This is a genomic window from Flavonifractor porci, from assembly GCF_037572415.1.
GTDB lineage: Bacteria > Bacillota > Clostridia > Oscillospirales > Oscillospiraceae > Flavonifractor > Flavonifractor porci.
In genome coordinates this window covers 183,604-196,616 of record NZ_JBBHLB010000004.1, presented here as the reverse complement: position 1 = coordinate 196,616, position 13,013 = coordinate 183,604, and the positions used below count along the sequence as shown (strand labels likewise).

The 13,013-nt window shown below is 56.1% G+C and carries 13 protein-coding genes, 1 pseudogene and 1 other annotated feature; of the genes and pseudogenes, 8 read left to right on the top strand and 6 right to left on the bottom strand.

Annotated features, from left to right (window positions below):
• Window positions 1-50 precede the first annotated feature (50 nt).
• From WHJ28_RS04940 to leuA, 6 genes are all read left to right on the top strand, one after another.
• The gene (locus tag WHJ28_RS04940) at window positions 51-440 is read left to right on the top strand and encodes a GntR family transcriptional regulator (RefSeq protein ID WP_340040240.1); all 390 of its coding nucleotides are present in this window, start codon (window positions 51-53) and stop codon (window positions 438-440) included.
• Complete coding sequence (locus WHJ28_RS04935; protein WP_340040239.1) at window positions 437-1,207, top strand: hypothetical protein; 771 nt, start codon at window positions 437-439, stop codon at window positions 1,205-1,207. Before WHJ28_RS04940 ends, WHJ28_RS04935 begins: the two co-directional genes overlap by 4 nt.
• Entirely contained in the window at window positions 1,194-1,721 is a 528-nt protein-coding gene (locus WHJ28_RS04930; RefSeq protein WP_340040238.1) for a hypothetical protein, read from the top strand. The genes WHJ28_RS04935 and WHJ28_RS04930 overlap by 14 nt, the downstream gene beginning before the upstream one ends.
• Window positions 1,714-2,460: an ABC transporter ATP-binding protein gene (locus WHJ28_RS04925; protein WP_340040237.1), complete on the top strand. Its 747-nt coding sequence runs from the start codon at window positions 1,714-1,716 to the stop codon at window positions 2,458-2,460. Before WHJ28_RS04930 ends, WHJ28_RS04925 begins: the two co-directional genes overlap by 8 nt.
• Window positions 2,457-3,851, top strand: a complete 1,395-nt coding sequence (locus WHJ28_RS04920; RefSeq protein WP_340040236.1) for a hypothetical protein — start codon at window positions 2,457-2,459, stop codon at window positions 3,849-3,851. The genes WHJ28_RS04925 and WHJ28_RS04920 overlap by 4 nt, the downstream gene beginning before the upstream one ends.
• A 44-nt stretch (window positions 3,852-3,895) precedes the next feature.
• Window positions 3,896-4,131: a binding site (T-box leader), on the top strand.
• Window positions 4,132-4,185: 54 nt separating this feature from the next.
• Entirely contained in the window at window positions 4,186-5,877 is a 1,692-nt protein-coding gene (gene leuA, locus WHJ28_RS04915; protein ID WP_340040235.1) for a 2-isopropylmalate synthase, read from the top strand.
• A 58-nt stretch (window positions 5,878-5,935) separates the two neighbouring features.
• Here the strand turns inward: leuA and WHJ28_RS04910 are convergent, their stop codons facing one another.
• The 3 genes from WHJ28_RS04910 to WHJ28_RS04900 all read right to left on the bottom strand — a co-directional run bounded on the left by WHJ28_RS04910 (window position 5,936) and on the right by WHJ28_RS04900 (window position 7,674).
• A complete protein-coding gene (locus tag WHJ28_RS04910; RefSeq protein WP_340040234.1) occupies window positions 5,936-6,325 on the bottom strand; it encodes a NifB/NifX family molybdenum-iron cluster-binding protein in 390 nt (129 codons plus the stop codon).
• A gap of 210 nt (window positions 6,326-6,535) precedes the next feature.
• The gene (locus tag WHJ28_RS04905) at window positions 6,536-6,949 is read right to left on the bottom strand and encodes a DUF3788 domain-containing protein (RefSeq protein WP_340040233.1); all 414 of its coding nucleotides are present in this window, start codon (window positions 6,947-6,949) and stop codon (window positions 6,536-6,538) included.
• Window positions 6,950-7,017: 68 nt separating this feature from the next.
• The gene (locus WHJ28_RS04900; protein WP_340040231.1) at window positions 7,018-7,674 is read right to left on the bottom strand and encodes a Crp/Fnr family transcriptional regulator; all 657 of its coding nucleotides are present in this window, start codon (window positions 7,672-7,674) and stop codon (window positions 7,018-7,020) included.
• A 317-nt stretch (window positions 7,675-7,991) separates the two neighbouring features.
• Here WHJ28_RS04900 and WHJ28_RS04895 point away from each other — a divergent pair, with 317 nt between their 5' ends.
• Together WHJ28_RS04895 and msrB are read left to right on the top strand one after the other, a co-directional pair.
• Complete coding sequence (locus tag WHJ28_RS04895) at window positions 7,992-8,558, top strand: 6-carboxytetrahydropterin synthase (RefSeq protein WP_340040229.1); 567 nt, start codon at window positions 7,992-7,994, stop codon at window positions 8,556-8,558.
• A gap of 107 nt (window positions 8,559-8,665) precedes the next feature.
• Window positions 8,666-9,778, top strand: coding sequence for a peptide-methionine (R)-S-oxide reductase MsrB (gene msrB / locus WHJ28_RS04890; protein WP_340040227.1), 1,113 nt, complete (start codon window positions 8,666-8,668; stop codon window positions 9,776-9,778).
• A gap of 88 nt (window positions 9,779-9,866) precedes the next feature.
• On the opposite strand, the gene WHJ28_RS04885 is transcribed toward msrB, so the two are convergent.
• The 3 genes and pseudogenes from WHJ28_RS04885 to WHJ28_RS04875 all read right to left on the bottom strand — a co-directional run bounded on the left by WHJ28_RS04885 (window position 9,867) and on the right by WHJ28_RS04875 (window position 12,920).
• Window positions 9,867-10,724, bottom strand: coding sequence for an AraC family transcriptional regulator (locus WHJ28_RS04885; RefSeq protein ID WP_340040225.1), 858 nt, complete (start codon window positions 10,722-10,724; stop codon window positions 9,867-9,869).
• Window positions 10,725-10,852: 128 nt separating this feature from the next.
• A pseudogene (locus tag WHJ28_RS04880) lies at window positions 10,853-11,260 on the bottom strand (helix-turn-helix domain-containing protein); the annotation flags it as partial.
• 37 nt (window positions 11,261-11,297) lie between these two features.
• Window positions 11,298-12,920 (bottom strand): recombinase family protein, encoded by a 1,623-nt coding sequence (locus WHJ28_RS04875; RefSeq protein WP_024400049.1) that lies wholly within the window; start codon window positions 12,918-12,920, stop codon window positions 11,298-11,300.
• Window positions 12,921-13,013: the final 93 nt, after the last annotated feature.

The window sequence follows — 13,013 nt, the reverse complement described above, 5'->3', positions numbered from 1 at the left end:
CAGTCAGAAAGTGTACTAGTCCAGTAATACAGTTAGGAGGTGGTAAGGCCATGTGTGATTTTGGCGGCTTCGTCCCGGCGGACGGTCTGCCCATCTATCTGCAGATCGTGCGCTATGTAGAGCGGGGCGTGGCGGCCGGCACCATTGCCGACGGCGAGGAACTGCCCTCCCGCCGGGTGCTGTCGGCCCAGCTGGGCGTTAACCCCAACACGGTGCAGAAGGCCTACCGCCTGCTGGAGGAGGAGGGGCTCATCACCTCCCGCTCGGGGGCCAAAAGTGAAGTGTGCGCCCCGCCGGATCAGGTAGCGGCCCTTCGTACCCGGCTGCTGGAACAGGAGGTCGCCGCCTTTGTGCGCTCCCTGCGGCAGTCCGGGCTGGAGAAGGAGGCCGCTTTGGAGCTGATCGGCCGGCTGTGGGACCGAAAGGAGGAGGACCCGTGAGACAATATGTAAGTCTGATGATGGTAGCCGCCCGCTCCCGGCTGTGGCAAGTGATCCTGATCACCGCCGGCACCAGTGCCGCTCAGGTGGCACTGGCTATTTCCATGCTGAACAGAGTGAGTCTATATGGTTTTATGCAGAATTCCCTGTTCCATCTGCTGTTCACCGCAGGTCTGGTGCTGATCTGTCTGTCGCTGGCCTCCTTCGGTATGGAGCGGGGCGGCAGCAAGCTTGGCTATACCCTCCGCCGCCTGCCCTGCGGAGAGGAGACGGCCACCCTGGTGTTTGCCCTTCACCACTTCCTCTGCCTGCTGATCTACTGGGGCGGGCAGATCGCAGCAGCATGGTATATTGCCCTGCGCTTCTGCGCCCTCTCAGACGGCGCCTTTCCCATGCTGGTGTTCTATTACAGCGGATGGTTTCACGGAATTCTGCCCGGCCTGGACTGGCCCATCTACATCCGCAATGTGGTGATGCTTGCGGCTCTGGCCATGGCGGCAGCCACCTGCTCCTACCACTGGCGGCGGGGTGATAAGCCCTTTACCGTCCTGCCCCTGGCCGCTTTTGCCGGTCTCACCTTCCCTGCCGACATTGGCGCCTTCGGTTTACCGGGACCGGGCAGCGATTTTGTTGCCAGTCTGCCCAATTTGTACGCTGAGGTCCCAAGCAATATCATGACCGCACTCTTCCAGCTGGGCGTCTTTGTGACAGCTCTGATCATCGTCACCTACAACCTGATAGGGAGGGCTGGCTATGTGGACACCTGAACGCGCCTATCCCCTGGGCTTTCCCGGCAGGCAGGCTCTCCAGATCACACTGGGTGGTTTGGGGCTCGCCTTCGCCATCGGCTATTTCCGGTTTCTCGCCTCCTTCTTTTCCGCCAAAGAGGAGCTCTACACGTCCGTCAAGATCGACAGCAAATGGGTCTCCAAACTCATTGAGGGTTCGGTCATTGCCCCGTTCTCCCACCTGCTGGGCGGGGTATCGCTGGGGCTGACCCTGGTAGCCCTCTGCCTCATAGCCTCTCTCTTTCTTCATTATGCCTGGCATAAGCTGGGCAGCCGCAGCATCTACCGCATGAAGCTGCTCCCCAACCGCTGGGAGCTATGGCGGCGGGTGGTCGTTATCCCTCTGGTAGGCCTGGCTGCCTGCGCGCTGCTGTGGAGCCTGCTGCTCCTGCTGTGCGCCCTCACTTACCGCTACGGGACGCCGGAGGGCCACCTGCCCCCCAACTGTTGGGGTTCCTTCCCCTTCTACTGGATCGGAGGCTGCTATGCTTGAACTGAATCAGGTCCGCAAAAAATACTTCGGCTCCACCGTGGCGGTGGATGATCTGTCCCTCACCATAGGCCCCGGGGAAATCGTAGGACTGTTTGGGGAGAACGGCGCCGGCAAAACCACGCTGCTCAAGTGTATCCTGGGCCTGCTGTCCTATCAGGGCCAAATCATCCTGGACGGCGCCCCAGTAAACCGGGCCAATATCTCCCGCCTGTCTTTCGCCACCTGCGAGCACTCCTTCTTCCCCAACCTGGCCGCAGAGGAACACAGAATTTTTCTCACCAGCCAGTTTCCTACTTTCCGTCAAAAACGCTTCCACGCTCTCCTGGACTTCTTCGAGCTGCCTGCCCACAAGCCCATCCGTCGGTTTTCCACCGGCCAGAAGAACCAGTTTGAGGTGATCCTGGCCCTGTGTCAGGGCGCCGACTACATCCTGATGGATGAGCCCTTCGCCGGCAACGACATCTTCAACCGGGAGGACTTCTACAAGGTGCTGCTGGGTATTCTGGAACCCAACGAGACCATCCTGCTGTCCACCCACCTACTGGAGGAGGTACAGCACTTCATCAGCCGGGCAGTTCTGCTGCAAAAGGGCAGACTGGTGGGAGACACCTCCACCCTGGATCTGGAGGAGCAGGGCAAGAGCCTCATGGACTATGTGAAGGAGACCTATCGCTACAAGGCTGACCGGGTCAGTCAGGCCCTGGACCAGCTCACCGGCAAGGAGGAGGGAGAAGGATGAAAAGCGCTCTGGCTCTGCTTCTGGCTCTGGTGGTCGTCTTCGGCGGACTGCTGGGCTGGACCAATGCTCAGCTGCAGCAACAGGGTACAGATGTGACTATCTCTGCCACCACCCTGGCAGGAGACCCGGCAGCTGCCGCTGACGTCCAGGTCACCAGCTATACCGAGTATCAAAATCACCTCTTCTGGCGTCATTCCTTTCCGGCGGACAGCCCGGAGAAGGGTGAGACCAGCTGCGCCTTTTCCCAGGCTGCCCATTTCGCAGAGGATAACTTTTCTTGGGGACCCTACTTTGACATCGAGCTGCTTGGACACGGTATAAGCAGTCCCTTCCATATAGAGGAGCAGCTCTCTCCTTCTCTGCTTGCTCTCTTGAAGCAGATCCAGAGTGAGCGGCCCAACGTCGCCGTTTCGGAGCGGCGGGTGGACCTGTCCGACTATACCGATCACTATCCCCTGGAGGTCTCCGGCTCTTTCACCCAATTTGTGCGCGACCCGCTGACACCCAAGCAGCTCACCCAGCTGGTGGAGGACTACTTTTTCTTTCCTCTGACCAAGAACACATATGCCACCGTCTCTCTGGAGACCAACGAGAAGAACGGCCAGCTCCGCGGTTATGACTTTGACCTGGAATATGATTTGAGTCTGTCTACCCAGACTGTAATGCGGGACTATATCACCTATTTCGCCCTCATTCCCGGCGGAGACCGGGCCGATCTGCTGGACACCAGTCATATTCCCGGCGGCTGGGGGATATACGCCCTCACCGGCACCAGCGGAGAATCCACCGCCATCTCCACCCTCTACTCCATACCCGATGGCGGGCAGGTGGTCCGTCTCTTTGGCGGCCCGGAGGGAGACGACTGCCTCTACCTGCTGACTTTGGAAGAGAACACGCTGTTTTTCACCCAACTAGACCCCAAAAACGGCCAGGCGGTGGTCCATCTGCCTCTCTTCCCCTGGACAGAGGATCAGGAGATCCTCAGTACCCTGTGGCAGGAAGATTATCTGGCCCTTTTTACCGGCAGCGGCTCCTTCGCGGTACTGGTTCCCGACGGCCAGGGGGGCTGGAAGGTGGATCTGACCGGGGCCCTCTATGACCAGTACGCCCTCAACTGCTACCCGTCAGCCGATGAACTGAGCAGATATGCCCGATACAGCACTACCTCCTCCCTCTACGACCATGAGGGCCACCGGCTGATCTTTGCCGACTCCTATTACGCACGGGACGAAAAGAACACCTCGTTCTTCCTGTCTGTATACGATCGGGACGGGCTGGCCTATCTGGGGATCTATCAGTTCAGCCTGCCCGCAGATGTGTATACACTGTATGGTGCCTACCGCAACACCGCCCCCTCCCATGTGCTCTCCTGGTCGGAAACTGCCTCTTGACAAAACCGGGCGGTTCGGCTAGAATGGGTAACAATCAAATCCCAGAACAGGCAATGATGGGAAGAAGGCACGTCCCGTCCCCCTCAGAGAACCGGTGGTTGGTGCGAACCGGCGGAGGAAAGCGTGCGGATACTGATCCCGGAGCCGCCTGCCTGAAGCCGCTGTTGTAGGGCAGGCCGTCACGGCCACGTTATCGGCCGGGGCCTTGTTGGAGGCCATGAGCGTCCGCCGGTGACGGCGGGCGGAAGCAGGGTGGTACCGCGTATTTTACGCCCCTGACCATAATCTGGTCAGGGGCGTTTTTCGTACTCTGGCCCAAGGAGGAATTTTAGCTATGAAACCCGCACAGGAAAAGTACATCCCCTTCGTCCCGCTGAAAATGGAAAAGCGCTCCTGGCCCGACAAGGAGCTGAAAGCGCCCCCTATCTGGTGCTCCGTGGACCTGCGGGACGGCAACCAGGCCCTCATTGATCCCATGAACGTGGAGGAGAAGCTGGAGCTGTTCCATACCCTGGTGGACATCGGCGTGAAAGAGATCGAGGTGGGCTTCCCCTCCGCCTCCGAGACCGAGTATGAGTTCATCCGTACCCTCATTGAGGGCGGCCACATCCCCGACGACGTGACCATCCAGGTGCTGGTCCAGGCCAGAGAGCACCTGATCCGCAAGACCTTCGAGGCCATTGACGGTGCCAAGCACGTCATCTTCCATTTCTATAACTCCACCTCTACCCTCCAGCGGAAAGTGGTCTTCCACACCGATGTGGCCGGCGTTACCCAGATCGCCGTGGACGCCGCCCAGCTCATCCGGGAGCTGAGCCAGCCCGCCATTGACGCCGGTATGGATCTCCGGTACGAGTATTCCCCCGAGTCCTTCATGGGCACCGAGATGGACGCCGCCGTGGAGATCTGCCAGGCGGTCATCGAGGCCATCGGGGCCACCCCCGACCACAAGATCATCCTCAACCTGCCCACCACGGTGGAAAACTGTATGCCCAACTACTTTGCCGACGAGATCGAGTATTTCATCGACAAGCTGCCCAGCCGGGAGTGCGCCATCATCTCCCTCCACCCCCACAATGACCGCGGCGAGGGCGTGGCCACCGCCGAAATGGGCCTGCTGGCAGGAGCCGAGCGTGTGGAGGCCACTCTCTTCGGCAATGGCGAGCGCACCGGCAACGTGGATATGGTCACCCTGGCTCTCAACCTGTATACCCAGGGTGTGGACCCCAAGCTGGACTTCTCCAACATCAATAAGATCCGGGACGTGTACGAGAAGGTCACCAAGATGAAGATCGGCGAGCGGCAACCCTACGTGGGCGAGCTGGTGTTCACCGCCTTCTCCGGCTCTCACCAGGATGCCATCAACAAGGGCACCCGTTACATGGAAGAGAGCGGCACCGAATACTGGGAGGTGCCCTATCTGCCCATCGACCCCGCCGACGTGGGACGACAGTATGAGCCCATCATCCGCATCAACTCCCAGTCGGGCAAGGGCGGCTCCGCCTTTGTCATGCAGCACTCCTTCGGCTTTGACCTGCCCCGCGCCATGCACCCCGAGTTCGGCCACATCGTTCAGGTGGAGACCGACCGGGTGGGCAAGGAACTCAAGCCGGAGGCCATTTACGACCTGTTCAAGACCCACTACATCGACGCCGTCAAGCCCTACGAGATGGTGCGCCACTCCTTCGCTGAGTTCACCGATGAAGAGGGCCACTCCCACGTCACCTTTGCCGGCACCATCCGCCACACCGACACCCTGTTCCAGGTCCAGGGTTCCGGCAACGGTCCCATTGACGCCTTCTTCAACGCCATCCACGGCCAGAAGATGGACCACTTTACCTTCGTGGACTACAAGGAGCACGCCATCAAGCAGGGCTCCGACTCCCAGGCCGTGGCCTACATCCACCTCCAGGATGAGGAGGGCCGTGACTGGTTTGGTGTGGGCATGAGCCACAACATCAACCTGGCTCCTCTGAAGGGCATCCTGTCCGCCATCAACCGGGCCGTCAACCACGACGGGCTGTAATCTCACAATGCAAAAGGGGTCCCGCCGGTTCACCGGCAGGACCCCTTTTGTCCATTTTTTATGCGTCGTGGTGATGACCGCCGCAGTTGTGGTCGTGATGATGCTCGTGCTCATGATCATGGTGGTGGCAGACGGCATCGGTGGACTTCAGCTCCCCTTTCAGGTACTGCTCCACGGCGGTGCGGGCGTCCCCCTGGACCCCCATCATGGTTTTAATGTTCCGCTGTTGGAACAGGGACACGGCATGGGCGCCCATGCCTCCGGCAATAACTACCTCAACCCCCATATCCCCCAGGAAATTGGGCAGGAATCCGGGCTTGTGTTCCGGATTGGGCACCAGCTCCTCCCCCAGGATCTTACCGCTCTCCACGGTGTAGATACGGAAATGCTCACAATGGCCAAAGTGGCCCCCTACCTCTCTTCCCACGCTGGCAACTGCGATCTTCATGGTTCGTCGCTCCTTTTCCCGGCATATGCCAATTATTATGGTTTCATCATACGCTCATTTCCGGCATATGTCAATATTATTTTAAAACAGGACAGTCTCCCGGTCTTTCGCCGGATGGACTGTCCTGTATGTTGATTTCAACCGATTTTCACTTTGATTTATGGGGAGAAACTTGCATCCTCCACTTCTCGCCCGCTCAAATCCCCCTCTTCATTTCCTGTTTGGTTTCCTTTTGACAGCCAGCAGCTTGACGAAATCCTCAAACAACGAGCTATCCGACGGCTCAAACATCAGCCACTTTCCGTCATGGTAAGTCGGCGTTTCATCATAAACTTGTTGAACATTCTTGGTGTAATGCTCCCTGCCATTTTCAAATCGCAGGCGCTCATCCTTACCCAATATAACCATAAATCCAATGCGGTTTTCTCCGGCATACAGGGCGCACAGGGTTTTACCACCGCGGCGGTATTTATACTCATAGGTCCATGCTTTCCCGCCGCTTCCCCACAGGTGATCCATATCATATTTTTGGTCAATCAAGGCACATAACCGGGTCCATACCTCATATAAAGCTTCCCCGACTAAAGTTATCATCTTCTCTGCGCTTGGTGCCATATCCAGCATGATAGCCTCCTCCTTATACCGTCGCTATGTAGATATCTCTAGATTATCCCCTGCGGCGATATCATCTGCTATGTCCGCAGCGCCTTTAGTTTTTCCATATCCAGAATGGTAACCACGCCCCGGGATAGCTTTACCGTGCCTGCGCTCTGGAAGTGACGCAGCGTGCGGGTGATTACCTCCCGGTGGGAACCCAGGTGGTTGGCAATGGTTTCGTGGGTGATCCTCAGCTCACAAGTCCCCTCAATGGACGCTTCCTGCAGCAGAAAGGCTGCCACCCGCTTGTCCATGCGCTTCCACATGAACTGCTCCATCCGGTTCATGAATTCTGAAAAGCGCCTGGCCATCAGTTCATTGGTGTAATTGGCCACCGCTGCGGACTCAGTCATGAGCTGCTGGTAGACTCCCGACGGGATGCTCCAGAACTCCGTGTCCTTTTCCGCCTGTATGGTCACATCGAACTGGATGGAACTGATAACACAGGGGGCACAGAACAGGCACATATCCCCGTCAAACAGGCGATAGATCGTAATTTCCCGCCCCTCCTCCGAGTATACAAAGGCCCGCAGCTGTCCGGTCCGGATCAGTAAAAGCCCAGTGCAGTCCGTGCTTCCGCCGCGAACGATCGTCCCTCTCTTCACGGCTTGAAAGGCCAGCGAGTCGAGGAGCTGGCGTTGCTGGTGGGTTTGGAGCTGATCCCAAACGGGAAAAAAGTTCTGAAAACTCATCTTGCGCCCTCCTCATTGTGTCCTCAGTATAAAGGACAGAAACAGCTGCTGTCAACCGCGCAGAACAGAGAACGCAAAGGCACTTCCGGGCCCATCCGGCCAAACTATTTTCACAAAATTATCTCCAGCGTGATTTCATCACAGACAAAACCCTACCATTTCAGTATAGTAAACACAGTTCATGGGGCTTGAGAATGTGTGAGTGCAGACTTCACATATCATAACTGCGCAGCCGGACAAAAGCGGCGGCCATTCCCAAGTTCCCAGTGCAGACGAGTCGTTGGACTGGTCACTCTAACTGTAAGGAGGTTTTTTATATGAGAAGCATCACCACATTGGACCTGCAGTACGCCCACAGATTTTATGGTTTCAAGGGCGAAGCCCAGTATCTCCACGGCCACACCGGCGTTTTGACCATCGAGGTGGAGGACACCATTGTGTCCGGCGTGAATATGGTGTTCCCTTGCAACGAGATCCAGAAAACCGCCTGGGACGTTCTGAAAAACTTCGACCATGCTTTGATCCTGCGGGAGGATGATCCCCTTCTCCCCGCGGTTCTGAAGGTCTATGAGGAGCAGGGCATCCGGAACGGCGCTCCCCAGAATCAGATGAAGGGTCCCGCTTTTAAGACCGAACTGGCCACCGCTTATCCGGAGTGCCGCCTGGTGGTCACCAAGGAGACCCTGACGGTGGAGGGTATGATCAAGATCGTCTACGATCTGCTGAAGGACAAACTGAACATTGCCAAGATCACCTTTACCAGCGGCGTCAACGCAGCGTCTGCCGAGTTTGAAACCCACAATCAGATCGATCGTTGCCCGCTGTGCGGTATTGCGCTGAACGAAAACGGCGTCTGCCCCAAGTGCGGCTATAAGAAGAGATAACTTCCGCTCCTGGGGATATTTAGGAAACTGACACAGCAATGTCTTTGCAACGCGCCGGATCCGGAGCCTTTCCGGGTCCGGCAGCTTTTTTCAGGAGGGCGCCAATTATGCGCAAGAAATGGTTCTTTTTTCTGATTGCTTCGGCGCTGCTGCTGAGCAGCTGCTCGGTGCCTGGCGGCGGACCGGAGACAGGAGAGGAGAAAAATCAAAAGGCAGAAACCGGATATACTTCCATACAGTCCAACGAGGAGGGGTTGTCTATGGACACCACAGAGAATGTTATCTACCTGGCGGGCGGTTGCTTTTGGGGCGTCGAAGCCCTCATGCAGTCCATCCCCGGCGTGATCGACGCCCAGAGCGGCTACGCAAACGGCACTGGTCAGGCCGATGCCAACTATCGAACCGTATCTACCGGAGAGACAGGCTTCCGGGAGACGGTGCGGGTGGAGTATGACCCGGAGCAGGTCAGCCTGGACGCCCTGCTGCTGGCCTATTTTTATGTCATTGATCCCACGGTGACCAACCGCCAGGGCAATGACATCGGCAGCCAGTACCAGACCGGCGTTTACTACACCAACGATAAGGCCAAAGAGACGGTGGAGCGCCTAGCAGACATTGAGCGCAGCCGCAGCAAGGCGTTTTTTGTGGAGATCGGCCCGCTGGTGAATTTCTACCCAGCGGAGGATTACCATCAGGATTATCTGGAGAAGAATCCCGGCGGCTACTGCCACATCCCCCGGGAGGAGATGGAGCTCTTTTCCCGTCTGCGCATCGATCCCGGCGACTATCAGAAGCCGGCCGCGGAGGCCGTCCGGGACAAGCTGACCGCCGAGCAGTTCCATGTCACCCAGGAGAACGGTACAGAGCAGCCTTTTGCCAATGCGTTCTGGAACCAGTTTGAGAAGGGCATCTATGTGGATGTAGTCACCGGTGAGCCATTGTTCTCTTCCACAGACAAATTTGAGAGCGGCTGTGGCTGGCCCGCCTTTTCAAGACCCATTGAATCCCCCGCTGTTATAGAACGTCCGGATGACAGCTTTGGGATACACCGCACCGAGGTCCGGAGCCGGGCCGGGGATTCCCACCTGGGCCATGTGTTCACCGACGACCCGGAGTCCCCCAACGGTGTACGCTACTGCATCAACAGCGCCGCTCTGCGGTTTGTCCCCTATGCCAGAATGGAGGCCGAGGGCTACGGGTATCTGTTGGATTTGTTCTAAAAATAGGGCCGTTCTCCAAAACCGGCATATGCTTGACGCATATGCCGGTTTTCTTGTCAGACAGCGTGACTCTGTGTGACGCGGGAAATCACTTCTTTTCCACGGGAATCCAGATCTCACAGTAGTAATCCTGATCCTGGGTTCCATCCTCAAACTTGCTGGCGTCGCTGTACAACTCCACATTGATGCCGGCGGCGATCTTATAGTCGGGATTCGTGGGCAGCCACTGAGAAAAGATCTGCTGATTCAGCCCCTGGAGCACCTGAGGCATCCGGCCGGTGCAGGGGAACACCGCCCAGGTGTGGGCCGGGATGGTGCGGGTGGTGAACCCGTCAGGGATCTCCTTGGCGGGATCGTAGTTGTCGGCGATGAGATATTCAAACTCATTCCCGCCCATGCTTTCATCCAGGTTGATACCGTACATGCCGCACACCACCTTGCCGCCGCCTGCGGCGAAATGTTCCTCCCAGAACTTGGGAATCCGGACTACGGCATCCTCATACTTGAAGGCCTTTGCCCGGCAGAGCACCGTAAACGCCTCTTTTTTCATGATTTTGCAATCCATGTTTTGACCACCTTCCAATGTCACTTTGATCCGAAGCGGAGCAAAGGAACGGACCGCGCCTCCGCTTTTTCGCAGTGCGGCGGGTGTGAGGCCATGGAAGCGGGTAAAGGCTTTGGTAAAGCTGTCCGGTGAGTCATAACCGAACTCCAGCGCGATGTCGATGATCTTCCGGTCCGTCGTGAGCACCTCCAGCCCGGCGGCGGAGAGCCGGCGCTGGCGGATGTAGTCGCACACTGTCATGCCGCACAGCATGGCAAACCCTTTCTGAAAGTAAAAGGGAGACAGGGCCGCCTGCCGCGCAATCTCCCGGATGGTCAGTTCCTCCCGGAGACGCTCCTCGATATACTGGACCGCCTGATGAATGCTTGCTACCCAATCCATTGGTCACACCGTCCTTCTGCCCTTCAGCTTACCGGAAACAGGCCGCCTTTGCCCGATTTTTTGTGTCCATATTTGTCCGGCAGCGTTTTTACAGCACGTTCCTTGGAGGCGTCTTTCCGGAAAACCCTTCATTCCTTTTTCCGCGTCACAAAAATGCCCACAAGCACTACAATCAGGGCAATGGGAGCCAAGCGGACGAACAACCATTCAAATGCGTGAAAAACCGTGCCTGCAACGGCAAGTTCCGGGTCATGAAAATCCCATCCCAGATAAGGACTATTTCCTACGAACAAGATTGCAGCAATGATCACAATACCGGCGCACAATGCGATGAGCAGCCAATGAAGGACCGCCTTTCGCGTTGTCTTTCTTCGCGCAAACTGCAAATTGATGATCTCCAGTTTTTCAGAGAGCGCTTGGACCTCATCCACCTCCGACTCCGTCACCGTCTCTCCCAGCAGCGTGCTCACAGGCGTCCCAAGGGCTTCCGACAGGGCGATGAGCAGATCGGAGTCCGGGACGGACAGTCCCGTTTCCCTTAGTTAAAGATATTGTTGGGTATCTCAAGATGTGTCATTCGATTTTGCCGATAAAGCGGTAGAAGATTTCCACTTCCTGTTCCCGGCTTCCGTCCTCACTTTTGACCGCTTCATGGACAAGGATTTTTTCAATCAGCGTATTCAGAAGTTCAGCCGTCAATTCTGTGGGATTGACATACTGTTTCATCAGACCTATCCACTTTTCAGCGTCAACCGCTGTCTGGGCGGCGACCTCCATCGCTTCGTGAAGCCGTTCAATTTTTGCGTCCAATTCTCGCTGTTCGCCCTGATACTTTTCGGACAGCATATTGAAATTGTATTCTGTAATGCGTCCGGCAGACCAGTCCTCATACATTTTTGCAAACAGGGTGTCTACTTCTGCTTTGCGCTTTTCCGCCTTTTTCAGTTCGGCTGTCTGCCGCTTCCTTGCAGTATTGCGTTCCTTGTCGCTGGCGTTAAGTAGCCGTTTCAGAAGTTTGTCCCCATCCTGCTGTGCCAGCACAGACCAGTATTGCAGACGGGAAAGGACATAGGCGTAAAGCACATCATAGCGGATATAGTGCATGGAACACTGGTGCAATCCTTGCCCGTACTTGCTACAATGGTAGTGGGCATAGGGATTTTTGTTCTGGCTGTTCATACCATAGGCCAGCGACCAGCCGCAGTCCGCACATTTTACCAGCCCGGAAAATATCTGTGTTGTGCCGTTCTTCTGCCGTCTGCGCCTGTTGCAAATCTGCTCCTGTACTTGACGGAACACATCTTCGGAAATAATCGCTTCGTGGGTGTTCTCCACACGATACCATTCCTCTTTTGGCTTGCGTACTTTCTTCTTGTTTTTGAATGAAATATTGGTCTGCTTATTGTGGACGCTGTGTCCGATATAGGTTTCCTCTTTCAGAATACTTTTCACCTGCGCTATCGTCCACGCATAGGCTTTTTCCTCCGGCGCTCCGGCATAGATATTTGCGAAAGTGCCGTATCTCTGGAAATTCAGCCAGCCGGGAGTAGGTACTTTTTCTTCGACCAAAATCCGTGTAATGCTGGCGGCTCCCCGGCCATGAACGGCAAGGTCAAAAATCTTTTCGATAATCCACCTTGTTTCCGGGTCAATCAGAAGATGGCCTTTCTTATCTGGGTCTTTGACATAGCCAAGCGGAGCATAGGCTCCATAGTGTGCGCCATTTGCGAACCGTGTCCGCATGGCCGCCTTTACCTTTTTGCTGGTCTGGCGGGCGTGCATTTCATTCAGAATGTTGAGGAATGGGGCAAGCTCATTCTCTCCGTTGATGGTGTCCACATTGTCATTGACAGCGATATAGCGGACTCCTTTGCTGGGAAAGTAGATTTCCGTGTATTGGCCGGTCAGAATGTAGTTTCTGCCTAAGCGGGATAAATCCTTCGTAACAACGCAGTTGATTTTCCCGTCCTCAATGTCATCAATCATTCTCTGAAAATCCGGCCTGTCAAAGTTCGTTCCAGACCATCCATCGTCGATATATTCATCTATGACATTCAGGCTATGCTCGGCGGCATATTGCCGGAGCATCATGCGTTGTGTCTGAATACTCCCGCTTTCTCCTTGCAGTTCATCGTCCCGGCTCAATCTCATATAAAGCGCCGTGTTGTAAATCGTAGTATTGTAAGGTTGTTTCACCGTTAAAAATCCTCCTTCTAAAGAAACAACCCACGCTTACAATACTTTTGCTCTATGGCAATTATATCATAAGCGTGGGCGTGTTATCAATGA

Excerpts from the sequence above, each read along its gene's own strand:
- WHJ28_RS04940 (WP_340040240.1), top strand. The coding sequence starts at position 51 with ATGTGTGATTTTGGCGGCTTCGTCCCGGCGGACGGTCTGCCCATCTAT.
- WHJ28_RS04930 (WP_340040238.1), top strand. The coding sequence starts at position 1,194 with ATGTGGACACCTGAACGCGCCTATCCCCTGGGCTTTCCCGGCAGGCAG.
- WHJ28_RS04925 (WP_340040237.1), top strand. The coding sequence starts at position 1,714 with ATGCTTGAACTGAATCAGGTCCGCAAAAAATACTTCGGCTCCACCGTG.
- WHJ28_RS04920 (WP_340040236.1), top strand. The coding sequence starts at position 2,457 with ATGAAAAGCGCTCTGGCTCTGCTTCTGGCTCTGGTGGTCGTCTTCGGC.
- leuA (WP_340040235.1), top strand. The coding sequence starts at position 4,186 with ATGAAACCCGCACAGGAAAAGTACATCCCCTTCGTCCCGCTGAAAATG.
- WHJ28_RS04910 (WP_340040234.1), bottom strand. The coding sequence starts at position 6,325 with ATGAAGATCGCAGTTGCCAGCGTGGGAAGAGAGGTAGGGGGCCACTTT.
- WHJ28_RS04905 (WP_340040233.1), bottom strand. The coding sequence starts at position 6,949 with ATGCTGGATATGGCACCAAGCGCAGAGAAGATGATAACTTTAGTCGGG.
- WHJ28_RS04900 (WP_340040231.1), bottom strand. The coding sequence starts at position 7,674 with ATGAGTTTTCAGAACTTTTTTCCCGTTTGGGATCAGCTCCAAACCCAC.
- WHJ28_RS04895 (WP_340040229.1), top strand. The coding sequence starts at position 7,992 with ATGAGAAGCATCACCACATTGGACCTGCAGTACGCCCACAGATTTTAT.
- msrB (WP_340040227.1), top strand. The coding sequence starts at position 8,666 with ATGCGCAAGAAATGGTTCTTTTTTCTGATTGCTTCGGCGCTGCTGCTG.
- WHJ28_RS04885 (WP_340040225.1), bottom strand. The coding sequence starts at position 10,724 with ATGGATTGGGTAGCAAGCATTCATCAGGCGGTCCAGTATATCGAGGAG.